Source organism: Legionella cincinnatiensis, assembly GCF_900452415.1.
Lineage (GTDB): Bacteria > Pseudomonadota > Gammaproteobacteria > Legionellales > Legionellaceae > Legionella > Legionella cincinnatiensis.
The window spans coordinates 3833360-3850673 of sequence record NZ_UGNX01000001.1 but is presented as its reverse complement, the minus strand read 5'-3'; the positions used below and the strand labels follow the sequence as shown (position 1 = coordinate 3850673).

Sequence of the window (17314 nt, the reverse complement as noted above, 5' to 3'; positions counted from 1 at the left end):
TTACCACATATTTTTTGTACGCATTGAGTGTGATATCATAAGCAATGGCCAATAAAATTGTATTTTTTTGGTCCAGGATGAGGCTATTATTGACATGAAGATCAATTATACATATAATCCGCGCCATCTTAACCGATGGTCTCTCTGCGTGTAAGCATGTCCCGTAAGAGTAAAGATTCAGCTCCAAAATCAAAAGAACTTATTTTTCTTTTAGCTATTGCTGGGCGCATCGACGCACAAAGCAGGCTTCTGGCTCAAAAGCTCGATAAGAATCGATATGTTTATCATGCCTACGCAATTTTAGATTCTCTTAGTTCCTCTTACAGCATGCTTAAATGGTTTTTTGAAGTATGCATGCCCAGTAACGATCCTGATGTAATGCACGATATATTAACTTCACCTGAAGGTATCGCCGCAGTTTCAGCAGAAGCACTCTTTTTAGTTTCTTTTTCTTTTTTAGCAAGTGTTTATGATGGAGAAGAAAAAAATCCTGTTAAAAAATTCATAGCAAGTGCATGGCCTTATTTTAGAGATGTAATGAAAGGCTTAAAAAATGCATACAAAGGCTGGAAAAGTGCAGTACAAGTCTTAGGCATAATCAGTGAGGCTGATCTTAAGTATATGGTTGTTCCGGTAGGGCTGGTATTAGGTGTTTTTGCGGCAGTCAATCGACTTTGGATACGGGGTATGCTTGAGTCGCGTAAGAAGAAAATGAATGAAAATAAAGAGCTTTTAATTGAAATCCAACAATTAAACTCGTTAACACCTTTAGATCGTGAATATTATTTATCCCATATTGCTCATCAGGATGAGGAGGAACGTATTCATGCTTACTTGGCGGTGGGTGCGGGAGGTTTGCTTGACGGGTTATATCTCTATATAGGGGTAGTCAGCCTTTCTGTTTTGGCTCCTCCTCTTTTTCTCGCCATGTCAATACTCAGTGCTGTTTATGCGTTGTCATGTGTGATTACACGAATTTATGAAGAATATGATTTTCAATTGCGTTTGATGGTTACCCAAACCAAATGCCAACTTGCGCTTGTTACTAAAGAAATGGAGCTTGCTTATGCGAAGTTACTTTCTTTGGAAGAAAAAAAAGACAAGACTCTTGAAGATAAACTTGAGATTAAGCGCTTGAAAATGGAGGTCTGTGGACTCCTTAAAAACTTTGAAGAGTTGCGCCAAACATTAAAAGATCAGACAACACATAGCTATTTGACCGCTGGTTTGTTAGGAATGAAGTATGGTTTATATGCTTATGGAGTGTTAACCAGTATTTTATTTATGGTTTCTTCAGTTTTTTTAGTGACTGCAACGGTGTTTCCTCCTGCTTTGTTAGCTGCGTTTATTATTTCAGGCTTAGTTTTAATGGCTGGGTTTACTGCTTACACCTTAAGAGCCCATTATCAACATCTGAAAAAACAAGAAAAGGCACAAGAGGAAGAGCATCCTTATCAGCAGTTAGTGGAAATGAAAAAAAATATAGAGGCTGATGGAGAAGCTGCAGAAATTTTAAATTCTGATAGTTTTGGAGCCTCCGTAAAAGATGGTCTTGCACTTGATCCATCACCACAATACTTTTTTCAAGAATGGTTTGAAGTTTTTCGTTCGCTAGCATCTGGTATTTCTAAGGGAAAAAGCTTTTCTAATTTTGCAACCACCCCTCTTCAAGAGGCTGATTCCGAAGGACATTATCATGATACGCCAATAATGGGCATCTTAGCTGCCGCAAATGCGGTGTTGTTTTCTCTAGTCCTTGGCCTTCGGGCTTTGGCACGGGGATTAGGGCGGCCTCCTTTAGGGCAGGTAAATTCACGTAACGTGAAGCAACCTGATGTGGTTGAGTCGTCAAGGGATGACATAAAAACCAAGTCTTCAGGGGAATCAAGCGAACCTTCCAAGAAAAAAGCGTCTGATTCCCTGCCGAAAAATGAACCTTCTATAGCAAACATTGGCTTCTTCAGCTCAAAACTTAAAAAGACTCCTCACCAAGACAAACCTATCACCCACTCAAAGAGTGAAACCCATTTCTCTTCATTTGAATCATCTAGCGGCGGTATAATTCTGGGTTTAGATTAGGATCATTATACATTTTAAATTGATGATAGATTCTGAAAGTCCGTTTTTTTGCCCGTACTTCCTCAAGCAGCTCACTAAAACATTGCGATAATTGTTCTAATTGTTGTTGAATGATGCTTAATTTGTTAGAGCAGCTTTGCCGATGTTCCTCTGTTGCATCAGTGCGCTTTGTTTGTAGGGACATATGATAGGATTTTAAGGATAAGATAGAGAGTCTATCGATAATCATACCTGGTGATTCAGAATTGACAGGACAAATATTGAATTCTGCGGGTTGTAAGTGCTTGAAAAGCCATTCATCCATAGCTTCCATGCGATTATTGCGTAATTGATTGCACTTATCTATTTCCCGCTTTGCTTGATATACAAACTCATAACCCATGTCATCACGACGTGCTCGGTCTTCTGCATGCCATAGTTGAAAATTAAATGCATGATTTTCTTCAACTAATCGATAGAAGCCCTCCTGGTGAAAAATTATGCCAGATGTTTTCCAAAGAATAATAGAGTTTTGGTGGAGGTTGGTTATTTCTGGAGTCTTAATACTATCTGGCATTTTTTATCCTATCTATCAAAAATAGGTACCAGTTTAACCTATAGCTGATTTTGTCTCAATTTGAGTTTGTACACGGCTTCCTTTGTCGTAGGAAAGAATAGATCTGAAAATGTAAAAGAATGTTTGAAGTAAAACTATTTATGCTACTTTTTATCGATAAAGTAGAGGAGAGGTTAAATAGAGTTATTTCTCGAAATATTTATTATAAATTGCTTCATAAGTTCCATCATTTTCCATTTGTAATAACACTTTATTGATCTTATCAATAAGCGCAGCATTTTTTCTAAGCGCTAATAGCCCATACCCATTTCCCAGAGAAATAGGTTTACCTATAGGTCGAACACCAATTATTATTTTATTGTTGGTAAAGTATTTTAATATATTTACATTCAATAGAATGGCATCAATATCATTGTTGACTAATGCATTTATTAACGTATCTACTTCTGAATATTCTTTAATGTTATCCTCGGAAGTATAAAGTACGAGGACATTTTTGAGATTCGATTCGCTAAGTGCGCCAATTTTTTTATTTTGAAGATCTTCGAATGATTTTATGTTTGGATTAATAGTTACAAATTGTCCTATACTTGGCATATAAGGTAAGCTGAAGATATATTGAGATGATGATTCTTGCGGAATGGGGGTTGACGTAATCGTAATGTCCACATCTCCTTTAGTCAGTTGATCTAATAAAAGCTCAGTTGTTACTGATTTAAATTCACATTGTTCTTGGATGCGCTTGCATATTTCATTTATTATATCGATACTAAAGCCAAAATAATGATTATCGACATCTGATCTTACAAATGGCCCTGCAAATTTTGTGATACCAACAGTGATCGGGTTGCCATAAGCCTGTATGCTGCTGAGAAATAAAAATAAAAAAATTACATTTTTAATATATTTCATATTCAGCATCCTTTTGAACGATACCTAGAATCTAGGTTGTTTGGCGATAAACAGTTTATCTATGAAGACAAATAAATTTACTTACCAAAATATTTATTATAAATTCCTTCATAAGTTCCATCATTTTCCATTTGCAATAACGCTTTATTGATCTTATTAATGAGTGCTGCATTTTTTTTAAGCGCTAATAACCCATACCCATTTCCAAGATTAATAGGTTTACCTACGGGTCGAAAATTAATTATTTGATTGTTGGTTAAATACTTAAGAATATTTACATTAAATAATATGGCATCAATATCCTTATCCTCCAAGGCTTCTATTAAGTTATTAGCTTGTGCAAATTCTTTAATATTTTCAATAGAAGTGTAGAGTATAAGTGTGCTCTTTAAATTAGATTCTTCAAGTACGCCAATTTTTTTACCTTGAAGATCTTTGAGTGATTTTATGTTTGGATTGTTGGTTACAAATTGTCCGTTACTGGTCATATAAGGCATGCTGAAAATATATTCAGGGGATACATCTGGGGTAATGGGCGTTGGCGTTAAAGAAATGTCAACTAGTTCTTTAGTGAGTGAACCTTCAATGCCCTCATCCATGATTGATTTATATTCGCAGGTATCGTTCATACGTTTGCATAGTTCATTCATTAAGTCGATGCAAAAGCCAAAATAATGATTACTTGTATCTCCTGCTGAAAAGGGGGGAGCAAATTTTCCAACTCCTACGATGATAGTAGCACTGTAAGCAAGTATATTGGTCATGAATAAAGCTAAGAAAATGATTTGCTTCATAATTTTCATGGGACACATCCGTTGCAATTATATCTAAAAATCTAGATTGCGATAAGATAATTGTCAAATTTTAGTTAAGCTTTCTGATTGAAAATCAGCCTATTCGAACAAGAGATTAAATAAGCAAGGTTGGCAAGCAATAGACGCTAATTATATAATCTTAAAAAAGTGCTACTAAACCCATTTCGAGTGGCTATTACGCAGAATTTTTCAACCCATTAGCCTTGTTACAATTTGATTGTGTTTTAGAATAATATCAACAACATTCAAAAAATGAAGTTGTAATTTTGAGGAGAAAAAATTAATGAGAGTTTTCGTTTTTTTATATTGTTTGCTGTTATCTTTTTATGTTGCAGCGGAGTCTACTTTGCCTTCTGGTTGTCAAGCGGTGACAGTTCAAGGAGAGTCAGTAACCTTAAAAACCAAAGCAAGTAGTTTATTTTTTATTCATAATCTGACTGCTGCAGATTTGTGGATCACTCATCCTGTAACGGATGCTAGTGCAAGTGCTGGATGGACTACTCGATTGAAAGGTGGAAATTGGTCGGCATTAACTTTAAAAAAAGGTCCTTTTATTTTAAATTGCATTGAGTCTAGGCCAGGGCATGAACAACAATCTCCATGTGAAGGAGCAATAGCCGTATGCCAATGGAAAGCAAAGGGAGTAAAAATTCCTGCTAATGCTAAAAAAACCACTTTCTGGGTTGCGGAGGATATGTCCTTATCTGGGGTAACTGCAGCAGTTGGGGCGCGTGGATTTGTTATTCCTGTAGCTAAAAGTGATGAATAGGCAATTTTTTGTTACCTTCCTTTTATCTTGCTACTTGTATGGATAAATGATAGAACAAAGTGAATGGTGTGTCATTGAATATATGACAATAAAATACAAACAAAAACAGGATGAAAGTTGAGTAAAAAATCAAAAGATCCCTTTTACGAACGGGAAAGTGAAAAGTATACTGATCCTGTACCCAGCCGTGAATTCATTATGAAAATTCTTAATGAATACGGAAAACCGATGTCGCGCAATCGATTATTTGATAAATTACATATAAGCGACGAACGCAAACAAGAATCTATGGGATTTAGATTAAAGGCTATGTTGCGTGATGGGCAAATTATGCAAGATAGGCGCGGGCGTTTTTGTCTCATGCAAAGGATTAATTTATCCCGCGGCACTGTCCAAGGACACTCAGATGGCTTTGGTTTTTTTATTCCTGATGATGGTTCAGAAGATATGTTCCTGTCTGCTAAAGAAATGCGGGCAGTGATGCATGGAGATATAGTTCTTGCTTATCAAATTGGCATGGACCGTCGAGGCAGGCCTGAGGCAAAGATCCATGAAGTAATCGAACATGCTAATGCCACCGTTGTAGGTCGTTTTTTTACGGATCATGGAGTCAGTTTTGTTCTACCAGACAGTAAGCATTTGACTCAAGATATTTCAATTCCCCAAGAAATGATAAATGGAGCTAAAAATGGCCAAATCGTTTTAGTCGAATTAATTGCTTTTCCCAGTAAACGTACTCAGCCCATAGGTAAAATCATCCATGTATTGGGTGAACACATGGCTCCAGGCATGGAAATTCAAGTTGCACTTTATGCACATGGGATTCCCTTTGAATGGCCTGACGATGTGCGTGTTGAGGTCGCAAAAATTTCACAGCAAGTTACTGAAGAACAAATCAAAGGCCGCACCGATCTTCGCAATCTTCCTTTTGTTACTATAGATGGTGAAGACGCTAAGGATTTTGATGATGCTGTTTATTGTTATAAAAAACCTAAGGGAGGTTTTCAATTATATGTTGCTATAGCCGATGTAAGCCATTATGTGAGGCAAGATTCAGCATTGGATAAAGAAGCCGCTCGTCGCGGTAATTCTGTTTATTTTCCAGGTAAAGTAATCCCTATGCTCCCCGAGGCTTTGTCCAATGGACTTTGTTCACTTAACCCGCATGTGGATCGTTTGTGCATGGTTGCTGAGATGGCAATAACTAGCGAAGGAAAAATATCTCGTTCACGTTTTTATCGAGCAGTTATCCATTCCCATGCACGCTTGACTTATACTCAGGTTGGCTTATGGCTTGAGCAGGGTAAGACGGATGAACAACATGTTTCATTATGGCCGATGTTGCTTGCGCTCCATGATTTGTATCGCGTTTTATTGGTTACTCGTAAGCTTCGTGGTGCAATGGATTTTGAGACTACTGAAACTCGGATTGAATTTGACGAAAATAAAAAAATTCAATGTATTGTTCCCGTAGTTCGCAATGATGCACACAAATTAATTGAAGAATGTATGTTGGCAGCCAATGTTTCGGCAGCACGCTTTTTAGAAAAAGCAGAAATCCCTACTCTATATCGGGTGCATGCAGTCCCTGATGAAGATAAAATTACTGCGTTAAGGCAATTTTTAGGTGAACTGGGATTGCAATTAGGCGGAGGCAAAAAACCTGGACCTAAAGATTTTCAGCGTACCATGAGCGCGATAGAAGACCGTCCTGACAAACATCTTATTGAAACAGTAATGTTACGATCATTGAAACAAGCACAATATGTTGAAGCGAATGAAGGACATTTTGGTTTAGCCTATTCCTCCTATACTCATTTTACTTCTCCGATCAGGCGTTATCCTGATTTATTAATTCATCGTGCATTAGGCCATTTGTTCGATAACCATCCAATTTATGAGTTTAGTTATACTCATGAGGATATGAATCGTTTAGGAAAACATGCCTCAATGACCGAACGTCGTGCCGATGAAGCAACTCGAGAAGTGACTGCTTGGTTAAAATGTGAATACATGCAAGATAAATTAGGGCAGATATTTAAAGGTCGAATTTCTGCCGTAACCAGTTTTGGAATTTTTGTTGAATTGGACGAAATTTATGTCGAAGGCTTGGTGCATGTAACTTCTTTGAAAAACGATTATTATACTTTTGATTCTATAAAGCATCGACTGACAGGAGCTCGCGGCGGTCAAGTGTATTGCTTGGGTGACAAAATGACGGTTCTGGTGGCGCGTGTTGATTTAGATGAGCGCAAAATCGATTTTGAACCTGTTGAGGACACGATAAGTCATGAGTGATCAATACGTTTATGGAGTACACGCGGTATCTGCTTTATTAGCGAATCCTCACCGGATAACCAAAAAACTCTATATCAGCCATGATCGCGAGGATAAGCGAGTGCAGGATATAATTGATAAAGCGACGCAGGCGCGTATTGATATTGAGAAATTAAGTATGCAAAAAATGAATCAACGTTTTGCTGATTTTACCCATCAAGGAATTGTGGCTTGGGCTTCCTCATTACCTGAATATAATGAATCGCATCTGCCTGCATTATTAGAATCCAGTAAACAGCCTGCTTTAATTCTTATTTTAGATGGAATCACAGATCCTCATAATTTAGGAGCTTGTTTACGCTCTGCTGATGCAACAGGTGTTGATTTTGTGGTGATCCCAAAAGATAAAAGCGCCAGTATTACTCCAGTGGTGAGCAAGGTTGCATGTGGTGCAGCGGAGTCTGTACCTTTAGTCAGAGTGACCAATTTGGTACGTAGTATGAAACTTTTAAAAGAACATGGGGTATGGATTTATGGCGCTGCAGGTGAGGCAACAAGCACATTGTATCAAACAGATTGCACGAGCACTGTTGCCATAGTGTTAGGTGCTGAGGGAGAAGGTTTGCGTCGATTGACACGTGAGAACTGTGATGGCTTATTTTCTTTGCCTATGTTGGGTAGTGTTGATAGTTTAAACGTTTCTGTAGCCACCGGTGTTTCTTTATATGAAATTTTAAGGCAAAGAAAAGGGAGTGGTTTTTAATGAGTGATTTAAAAATTAAAGCCGCAAAAGCGGCGTTGGATTATATTGAAGATGACATAGTTGTTGGTGTAGGTACGGGCTCCACAGTTAATTACTTTATTAAAGAATTAGCGACTATTAAGCATAGAATCGATGCATGCGTGGCGAGCTCTAAAGTAACAGAAGCTTTATTAAGACAAGAAGGAATACCCGTTATTGATTTAAATTCAGTACAGGATTTGCCCGTTTATATTGATGGTGCCGACGAAGTCACTGAGTATGGTGAGATGATAAAAGGAGGAGGAGGCGCTTTGACTGGCGAAAAAATCGTAGCTCAAGTCGCTCAAAAATTTATCTGTATTGCAGATGATTCAAAACGCGTACGTCACTTAGGAGTATTCCCTGTCGCAGTTGAAGTGATTCCAATGGCAAGAAGTATGGTTGCCCGGGAACTCGTAAAATTGGGCGGTGATCCAGAGTACCGAGAGGGCTTTGTAACTGATAATGGCAATATTATTCTTGATGTTTTTAATTTCACAATCAATGAGCCTATGGATTTGGAAGAGCGCATTAATCGTATCACTGGGGTTGTCGAAAATGGTATATTTGCTCATCGCATAGCGGATGTGATTTTATTAGGGTCTCAAGATGGAGTGAAACGATTGAAATAGTAATCGTGGCCTCGGGTAAAATATAATGAACCCCAGGAATACCCTATACCTACCCTAGGTTATGCATATTAATCCTAAACAAAAGCAGGTTTTCGTTAATGAATGAGCATAAAGTTTATGTAAACAGAATTCTCAATATGAAAAAAATCAAGTTGATTGGTTTAGATATGGATCATACTTTGATTCGTTACCATTCTGAGAATTTTGAATCCTTGGTTTATCAGCTTGTTAAAGAGCAATTGGTCGAAGTAAAACATTATCCCGAGCCTATTAAAAAATTGAATTTTAATTATCGTGATGCAATTCGTGGGTTAGTGATTGATCGTAAAAACGGTAATATATTAAAACTAAGTCGTTATGGTGCAATTCGACAAAGTTATCATGGCACCAAATTAATTGATTTTACGGAACAGCAAAAAATTTATCGCAGTATTTATGTGGATTTGAGTGATCCTAACTATATGGCCATAGATACTGCTTTCTCGATTGCTTTTTGTGTTCTATATGGACAATTAGTTGAATTAAAAGATACATTGTATCCTGAACAAATGCCTAGTTATCAAGCGATGGCTATAGATGTACAGTTTTGTGTAGATAAGGTACATTCTGATGGCAGTCTAAAATCGATTATCAGCAAGAATTTACCTACTTATGTTATAAAGGAACGAGCCGTAGTTGAAGGATTAAAGCATTTTATCCATCATGGTAAAAAAATATTTATCCTGACTAATTCTGATTATTCTTATACAAAGCTTTTACTTGAATATGCGATAAATCCCTTTTTAAAAAAAGGGGAACATTGGGTTGATTTATTTGAATATGTTATTACTTTGGCAAATAAGCCGCGTTTTTTTTACGATAATCTTCGCTTTTTATCCGTGAATCCGGGTACGGGTATGATGACAAATACAATAGGTTCCATTGTTCCAGGTGTGTATCAAGGAGGTAATGCCAAGAAGTTCACTGAGGATTTACATATTCGTGGTGATGAAATCCTTTATATTGGCGATCATATCTATGGTGATATTCTAAGATTAAAAAAGGATTGTAATTGGCGAACGGCCTTGGTGGTTGAAGAGCTTGGCGAAGAAATAGCAGCACAAACTCAAGCTATGCCAATAGAGAAAAAAATAATTGAAGCGATGGAAATCAAAAAGGATTTAGAAAAACAATATGTAAATTTATATACCAAGATTATTGATGAGGGTGCTTCTAAAGAGCACAGTAAAGAACTTCAAGAGTTACAAGCAGAGATCAGTAGAATTGATGCCCAACTTACAAAATTAATCAAAGAGCAACAAGCTTATTTTAATCCCAAGTGGGAACGGGTTTTTCGAGCAGGAGCAGAGGAAAGCTACTTTGCTTATCAAGTAGATCGCTTTGCATGTATTTATATGGAAAAATTATCTGATTTATTAGAGTATTCTCCCCTAACGTATTTTCGTGCTATTAGACGTTTATTGGCACATGATGCTGATGTATAAATTGATTCTGATAATGAAAATTAGAGTATATTTTAGTGCCAATGAGTTTATCTTTGGAGTTTATTCTGGTATCACTAGTTTAGAGCGGTTTCACTTTTAAAATTTAATTTAAGTAAAATCTCTATAGGAATATATGCTAAATAAGGAATACAATGAAAACAATTAAATTTTTAAAAAGAATGATTCTTATTAGTTGTCTTATCGGAATTTCCCCATTTATTAGTTCCTGTGTAACGAATCAGACGATACCTGATAATGCGAAAGGTTATGGTGGTGAAGGTGGTGGCGGTCACTAGATTTTTTTATCTTTAATTGTATAGACTAAATGAATCCTAGAGAAGTTAAAGCTCAGTCAAAAACTCTATAACTAGAGTTTGTTTACAATTCATTTTGCGCAACATCCAACTGTTGTCAGTCGGATGTTGTACACAAAACTGAGAGATTCTCTCTAAGTTAAACTAATAATCTACGCGCTAAAAAAAATCGAATAACACTAAGCCATTATCATCGTGGCCGTTACTAATAGTACAAAGCCAGTCGATAACCAGTTGGTGCTTCTGCAAAAGAGGATTAAAGAAATCCAGATGCAGTGTTGCTGTATTATCTTCAAAAATGCGTAAACGACCAGAAAATGTTAAGAGCTCTCCTGATGGATGCTCTATAAAAATTTTCATAGACGTGGTCACAGTATCTATTAACTGATCATTAATTTTCTCTTCGGCATGCAAATAGTGGGTGAAGTTAAATCGAGTTGTGGCTCCTGCTAATCTTCTTTCTATTTGAGTTTGAATGGTAGGCTCTTTCACAAGACAATTATCAAAATGAATAATTGCCCGGACATCGTCACCATTTTCAATGGCTTGAACGAGTTGAGAAAAATTAACAAGAATGTTATTAGTAAGTGCATGAGTAGGATTTAAAGAAAGTAGCAATACTCCTCCAACTGCCATCAAGCGCCAAATTCTCATTTATATCCTCCATGACTTTTCAAAATTTATATCTATCTCGATAATAAATATTCATTAAGTATATTAATTTTATTATATGTCAGCGATTTTTCCATGTTTTTTAAGAGAGCCTTAATGATGCTTGGTTTTGCATAGGGTTAAAACCGAGTATTTGAGTTAAGAGTTTTTGTCCAAGCCCAAAAAGAGCATAAATATTTATTGTTTCTTAAGTGTTCCTTAAGGTTTGATCTTTATACTTAACCGTTAATTAACAGGGAGTCTCGACGCGATGCATGTATTAATTATTGAAGATAATGCTTTTAATGCATTTTGTTTGTCTCGAATATTAGAGACAGTTATTGGTTCAGTTTCAATAACTGTGGAAAATAATAGCCAAGATGTTTTATCGGCTATAGACAGTCATGTGCCTGATCTTGTTATCATTGATGGTGAGTTGAATTTAATCGATGAATTTTCTACTCATGGCCCCCAACTTGCTGCGATACTCTTACAAAAACACCCCCATCTTCCTCTTATAACCTGGTCAGATTCAGAGTTTATGCGCGGAGCTTTTACTAAAGTTTTTATGCAACATAACCGTATAGTTAATGAATATAATACTTGGTCTAAAACGGTAAGTCCAAACGATGTTCGTAAAACTCTTGATTATTACTTTGATGAATTAAGCGGAAAAATAGCTCAACCATTCTCTCATGCAATAGGTACTCAACGACATACAAGTTACCGTATGGATTGTATTTAGAAAAATTAAACAATTATTTTTATGTTGATATTGAATCAAGAAGTTATAAGTAACTGAGCTATAATTATTATAAAAGCTATTCCTGTTGTTCAATAGAAAAGTCCAATTTTTAGGAAGAAAATATAATGGAATATCACCGCTTAACCTTTGAAATGCAGAAAGATCAAAAGAAACAAGAAATAAATGTTCCATGTTTCCCAAATAGAAAATCACAGAAGGGAAAAAAAATTCACGCTAAAAAAAGAAAAAGCGTTCTTGACTTAGAGGAACAAATGTTTAAAGCAGAAGCTCATTATACGAAAAGTATCCTGCAAAGTATTTTGGAAAGCACTATTGAATATTCCATTGTGGGCACCGATCTCAATGGGACAATTTTAGTATGGAATGAGGGTGCTTATCGTAATTATGGTTATCAAGCTGATGAGATGATTCACAAAAACAATATTCTCATGTTGCATGTACCTGAAGATATAGAGTCGGGAGAGGCTCAAAAGTTTATAAAAACGGCCTTAGAGCAAGGAAAAGCAGAAGGCATCTTTGAACGTATTCGTAAAGATGGATCACGTTTTACCGCCTCAGTTACTTTAACTATACGTCGAGATGATGAGGCGATTCCTATTGGTTATGCAATGATTTCCAGAGATATTACTGAAGCCAAGCGCATTGAAAATGAACTTATCAAGAGCAATGAAGAGTTGGAACAGTTTGCTTATATTACCTCACATGATTTAAAAGCTCCTTTGCGAGCAATACAACGACTGGCTTGTTGGATTGAGGAGGATAATAAAGATAAGCTCGATGAGAAATCCAAAGAAAACTTGACACTGTTACGCAAACGTTCGATTCGCCTTGCCAATTTAATTGATGGAATATTGCAATATTCACGAGCGGGTCGAGTAGATTTAAATATTGAATCCGTTGATACCCAAGAAATTTTAAAGGATATTGTGGAGAGTCTTAATCCGGATGGTCGATTTAAGATTAAATACCCGAAAAATTTCCCTATTTTTGAAACAGCTAAAACCCCATTAATTCAGGTACTCTCCAATCTAATTGGCAACAGCATAAAACATCATCATCGAAAAAATGGATCTATCTCAATTGATATTGATACTTTGGGTTCATTTTACCTTTTTACAGTGAAAGATGATGGACCTGGAATTGATCCTGAGTTTTTTGATAAAATTTTTGTAGTTTTCCAAACTCTTAAATCTCGAGATGAATTAGAAGCCACAGGCATTGGTTTAAGTATCGTAAAGAAAATTGTGGAGTTTCAAGGTGGCAAAGTAATGGTTCAATCTCGCGTAGGCCATGGTACTACTATGTCATTTACTTGGCCCAGATACGTTAAGAAATTAAGTGTCAATAATTAGGCATGCAGTTTTACGGATTAATTAAGATTATTGTGTGGAAATTCCAGGAGATTCCAATAGTGGTGTAAAACATTCACTACTTCTTTAAAATCGGAAAATTGGAACGGTTTTATGATATATCCGGCAACATTTAAATTATATGCATCTATTTTATCCTGCTCATTATTTGAAGTAGTAAGAATAAAAATCAGTAATGATTTTAATTGATTATTTGAGCGGATGATTTTCATAAATTCTATGCCATTCATTTTAGGCATATTGATATCTAAAATAATGATTCTAGGTGTGGGATGCAGTTTTTGTTCCCCTGCTTTTCCCAATAACATATTTAATGCGTCTAATCCACTAGTTGCTATGTGAAGCGGATTATTAATGTTATTTTTTTGAAACGTTCTTTTTATATCTTGGATATCAACTTCATCATCATCCACTAGCATTAAGTTGATGGATTGATCAAATTGAAACATAGTTAGTCCCCGAGTTTCATATTTATATATAATTATAGGCAATAAAACCATCATTGCGGATGCAAGCAATACTATAATTATAAGAGGAGTCTTTATTGATTCAGATTTTTCTAAGACTGTTGACAATTGGTTCCCACCACTGCCTACGTGTTGTGCTCTATGCGCAACATCCAGCTTTGCAAGAACCTAATGTTGGTTCAAATAGAATTTACTCTCCCGAATGGCTCTCACGCATAAAGCGCGGGACATAGAGGAGAAGAATGAATCGTCAAACAAAATCTAAATTCTACCAGGCTTAGGGGCAATGTGAATATAGGAAAAGTGCAACAGGAGGATGATTATGAAACCCCAAGAAAACACGGTCGATATTTTATATGTGGAGGATGACATCGTCGATGCCCAGGGTGCAAAGCGGCTATTTAAAAAAGTTAAAGAATCCTGTGCTATTGAAATTGCTTCTAATGGAGAGGAAGCATTAAATAAATTATTTGGTCGTGAAGGAGAAAAAAAAATACACCCTAAAGTGATTCTTCTCGATATTAATATTCCCAAAGTAAATGGGATCGATTTGCTTAAGATAATCCGTCAGGAGCCTTCGTTAACTTTTATAGAGGTATTTATTGTAACCAATGCTTATACTACAAAAGATAAACTTGCAACCAAAGACTTAAATGTTAGAGGTCAAATTATTAAACCTCTTGAATACGGTGATGCATTAAATATTTATTGGGCAACTCAACACACATAAGAGTGCCCATTGCTACGGGGATGGATCTAATGAGCTGCATCCCAATTGACACCAGTGCCAATAGAGACCTCAAGTGGAACAGAAAGTGTAACGGTGTGCTCCATCAATTCACGGATTATTTCTTTACTTGATTCGATTTCATTTTTGTTTACTTCAAAAACCAATTCATCATGTACCTGCATGATCATTCTTGCTGGAGGCTTTTCATGAGCGTTTTGCCATTTTGCGATACAAATCATTGCATTTTTTATGATATCTGCGGCAGTTCCTTGCATGGGAGCATTAATAGCAGTTCGTTCTGCAGCTTTTTGTCGCACTAAATTACGTGCATTGATTTCGGGTAAATACAAACGCCTGCCAAATAACGTTTCTACATAACCTTGGTGATGGGCTTGTTGACGGGTGTTATTCATGTATTCCAGTACCTTGGGGTAGCGCTGAAAGTAGGTGTCAATATAATATTGCGCATCGTGACGTTCCACCCCAATTTGCTTTGCTAAACCAAAAGAAGACATTCCATAAATCAAGCCAAAATTGATTGCTTTAGCTCGGCGACGTTGTTCATTATTTATTTCTTCTAAGGGTATTTGAAAAATTTCGCTGGCAGTTGCTGCATGAACATCCCAGCCATTAGCAAATGCTTTGAGCAAATTCTCATCTTGTGACAAATGTGCCATGATCCGTAATTCAATTTGGGAATAATCAGCTGCAAGAATAAGATTGTCTTTAGGAGCGATGAATGCGGTACGAATTAGTCTTCCTTCTTCACTGCGTATAGGAATGTTTTGCAAGTTGGGTTCGCTCGAAGAAAGTCTGCCTGTGGCAGTGACCGCCTGGTTATAAGAAGTATGCACTCTATTGGTTTTTGGGTTAATTTTTTTAGGTAAGGCATCAATATACGTAGAAACTAATTTAGTTAAACTCCGATACTCAAGAATTACAGCGGCAAGACGATAATCATAGGCTAATTCTTGCAACACGGATTCCGCTGTTGATGGTTGCCCAGTAGGCGTTTTTGCAATGATAGGTAATTTATGTGAATCAAAAAGAATTTCTTGTAGTTGTTTGGGTGAGTTTAAGTTAAAGGGCTTTCCTGCTAGATGCAAAGCCTCTTCTTCTAATGTCCTGATGCGTTCTTTTAAGCGCTCTCCATGTTGCTGTAGGGTTATAGAATCTATAAGAACTCCACTTCGTTCCATATCTGCAAGTACAGTCACCAATGGCATTTCAATATTGCTAAAAACATTTTGTACTGACTCTGGAATTAACGGATAGAGTTTATGATGGAGTTGCAAGGTAATATCGGCATCTTCTGCAGCATAAGCCCCGGCCTTATCGACAGGAATCTGGTCAAAGCGAAGCTGCTTCACCCCTTTCCCTGCAATTTCTTCATAACTTATAGTTTTATGTCCTAAATATTTTAAAGCAAGAGAGTCCATATCATGACGACCTGAACCGCTGTTGAGTACATAGGATTCTAACATGGTATCGTAATGAATCCCTTTTAAGGTAATGCCATGATTTTTCAAAACGGAATAGTCGTATTTAAGATTTTGACCGATTTTTTTAATTGTAGGGTTTTCCAAAATGGGCTTTAATGCAGTTAGTACTTCTTCACGGAGTAATTGAGGGCTGCCATCATTGTGAGTAAGTGGGATATAAGCTGCTTTGCCTTCTTCGATTGCTAAGGAAATGCCTACAATCTCTGCCATCATAATATCAAGGCTTGTTGTTTCTGTATCAATACAAAATGCTTCACATTGTTCTAATTGGTTTAACCAATGGCTTAACTGTTGATTAGTGGTAATTAATTCAAAGGATACTTGTGTTTCTTTTGCGTGGTCGTCGCATTGTTCTTCTTCACTGAGGAGCTCTTTTAGCCAGTTTTTGAACTCTAACTCCCGGAGTAATGTAATTAAACGTTCTTTGTTCATAGCATTAGGCTTTAATTCACCCCAGCCCAAGGGTAAGCTTACATCGGTTTTAATGGTCACCAATTTTTTAGATAGAGGGAGCTGGGGTATACTTTCGCGCAAATAGTCCCCAATTTTACCACCGATTTGAGTTGCATTATTGATTAGATTATCAAGAGTTTGGTACTCTGTGAGCCATTTTACTGCTGTTTTAGGACCGCATTTGGTTACCCCTGGAATATTATCTACACTATCACCAACGAGTGTTAAATAATCAATCACTTGATTGGGCATAACACCAAATTTTTCTTTAACTCCTGCAATGTCCATAGCTGAGTTATTCATGGTATTAATTAATGAAATATGTTCGTTGACAAGTTGTGCCATATCTTTATCGCCCGTAGAAATAACGACGGGTATGCCTTGTTCGGTAGCTTGTGTTGCTAAAGTGCCGATTACATCGTCTGCTTCAACTCCTTCAATAATTAGAATGGGAATTCCCATGGCTTCTAATAACTGGATTAAAGGAGCAAATTGTGAGCTAAGCTCTTGGGGCATGGGCGGCCGATGTGCTTTATACTCAGGATACCATTCATCTCTGAATGTTTTTCCTTTTGCATCAAAGACTACGGCCAATTCTTCAGGTTGATAATCTTTAATGAGCTTTTTAATCATATTGGCCACCCCATAGATTGCTCCTGTAGGTTGGCCTTTTAAATTAGTTAAAGGAGGAAGCGCGTGAAAGGCGCGGAAAAAATAGGATGAGCCATCAATGAGAATCAATGGGGATGGGGTCAT

16 protein-coding genes are annotated in these 17314 nt (G+C 36.8%); 10 read left to right on the top strand and 6 right to left on the bottom strand.

Annotation, left to right across the window (positions count from 1 at the left end; translation table 11 throughout):
• Positions 1 to 156: 156 nt before the first annotated feature.
• Positions 157 to 2079, top strand: coding sequence for a hypothetical protein (locus tag DYH34_RS16800; RefSeq protein ID WP_058465785.1), 1923 nt, complete (start codon positions 157 to 159; stop codon positions 2077 to 2079).
• On the opposite strand, the gene DYH34_RS16795 is transcribed toward DYH34_RS16800, so the two are convergent.
• The 3 genes from DYH34_RS16795 to DYH34_RS16785 form a co-directional block, all read right to left on the bottom strand.
• The gene (locus DYH34_RS16795) at positions 2048 to 2635 is read right to left on the bottom strand and encodes a DUF4254 domain-containing protein (protein ID WP_058465784.1); all 588 of its coding nucleotides are present in this window, start codon (positions 2633 to 2635) and stop codon (positions 2048 to 2050) included. The two genes, DYH34_RS16800 and DYH34_RS16795, sit on opposite strands and share 32 nt — an antisense overlap.
• 183 nt (positions 2636 to 2818) lie before the next feature.
• On the bottom strand, positions 2819 to 3547 hold the full coding sequence (locus DYH34_RS16790) for a transporter substrate-binding domain-containing protein (protein WP_058465783.1): 729 nt from the start codon (positions 3545 to 3547) through the stop codon (positions 2819 to 2821).
• A gap of 77 nt (positions 3548 to 3624) precedes the next feature.
• Positions 3625 to 4350: a transporter substrate-binding domain-containing protein gene (locus DYH34_RS16785; protein WP_058465782.1), complete on the bottom strand. Its 726-nt coding sequence runs from the start codon at positions 4348 to 4350 to the stop codon at positions 3625 to 3627.
• A 295-nt stretch (positions 4351 to 4645) separates the two neighbouring features.
• On the opposite strand from DYH34_RS16785, the gene DYH34_RS16780 reads away from it, so the two are divergent.
• From DYH34_RS16780 to DYH34_RS18125, 6 genes are all read left to right on the top strand, one after another.
• Positions 4646 to 5131, top strand: a complete 486-nt coding sequence (locus DYH34_RS16780; RefSeq protein ID WP_058465781.1) for a hypothetical protein — start codon at positions 4646 to 4648, stop codon at positions 5129 to 5131.
• Between the two features lie 117 nt (positions 5132 to 5248).
• A complete protein-coding gene (rnr, locus tag DYH34_RS16775) occupies positions 5249 to 7429 on the top strand; it encodes a ribonuclease R (RefSeq protein ID WP_058465780.1) in 2181 nt (726 codons plus the stop codon).
• Entirely contained in the window at positions 7422 to 8171 is a 750-nt protein-coding gene (rlmB, locus tag DYH34_RS16770) for a 23S rRNA (guanosine(2251)-2'-O)-methyltransferase RlmB (protein ID WP_058465779.1), read from the top strand. Before rnr ends, rlmB begins: the two co-directional genes overlap by 8 nt.
• A complete protein-coding gene (gene rpiA, locus DYH34_RS16765; protein ID WP_058465778.1) occupies positions 8171 to 8821 on the top strand; it encodes a ribose-5-phosphate isomerase RpiA in 651 nt (216 codons plus the stop codon). The genes rlmB and rpiA overlap by 1 nt, the downstream gene beginning before the upstream one ends.
• A 98-nt stretch (positions 8822 to 8919) precedes the next feature.
• The gene (locus DYH34_RS16760) at positions 8920 to 10305 is read left to right on the top strand and encodes an HAD-IG family 5'-nucleotidase (protein WP_058465777.1); all 1386 of its coding nucleotides are present in this window, start codon (positions 8920 to 8922) and stop codon (positions 10303 to 10305) included.
• A 152-nt stretch (positions 10306 to 10457) separates the two neighbouring features.
• Positions 10458 to 10601: a hypothetical protein gene (locus DYH34_RS18125; protein WP_165481788.1), complete on the top strand. Its 144-nt coding sequence runs from the start codon at positions 10458 to 10460 to the stop codon at positions 10599 to 10601.
• A 177-nt stretch (positions 10602 to 10778) separates the two neighbouring features.
• Here the strand turns inward: DYH34_RS18125 and DYH34_RS16755 are convergent, their stop codons facing one another.
• Positions 10779 to 11273 (bottom strand): hypothetical protein, encoded by a 495-nt coding sequence (locus tag DYH34_RS16755; RefSeq protein WP_058465776.1) that lies wholly within the window; start codon positions 11271 to 11273, stop codon positions 10779 to 10781.
• Positions 11274 to 11541: 268 nt separating this feature from the next.
• Here DYH34_RS16755 and DYH34_RS16750 point away from each other — a divergent pair, with 268 nt between their 5' ends.
• Together DYH34_RS16750 and DYH34_RS16745 are read left to right on the top strand one after the other, a co-directional pair.
• The gene (locus DYH34_RS16750) at positions 11542 to 12015 is read left to right on the top strand and encodes a response regulator (RefSeq protein WP_058465775.1); all 474 of its coding nucleotides are present in this window, start codon (positions 11542 to 11544) and stop codon (positions 12013 to 12015) included.
• Between the two features lie 125 nt (positions 12016 to 12140).
• Positions 12141 to 13388, top strand: coding sequence for a sensor histidine kinase (locus tag DYH34_RS16745; protein WP_058465774.1), 1248 nt, complete (start codon positions 12141 to 12143; stop codon positions 13386 to 13388).
• Positions 13389 to 13405: 17 nt separating this feature from the next.
• Here the strand turns inward: DYH34_RS16745 and DYH34_RS16740 are convergent, their stop codons facing one another.
• On the bottom strand, positions 13406 to 13855 hold the full coding sequence (locus DYH34_RS16740; RefSeq protein ID WP_058465773.1) for a response regulator: 450 nt from the start codon (positions 13853 to 13855) through the stop codon (positions 13406 to 13408).
• Between the two features lie 340 nt (positions 13856 to 14195).
• Here DYH34_RS16740 and DYH34_RS16735 point away from each other — a divergent pair, with 340 nt between their 5' ends.
• Entirely contained in the window at positions 14196 to 14603 is a 408-nt protein-coding gene (locus DYH34_RS16735) for a response regulator (protein WP_058465772.1), read from the top strand.
• A gap of 26 nt (positions 14604 to 14629) precedes the next feature.
• Here DYH34_RS16735 and polA read toward each other — a convergent pair whose 3' ends face one another.
• A complete protein-coding gene (gene polA, locus DYH34_RS16730; RefSeq protein ID WP_058465771.1) occupies positions 14630 to 17314 on the bottom strand; it encodes a DNA polymerase I in 2685 nt (894 codons plus the stop codon).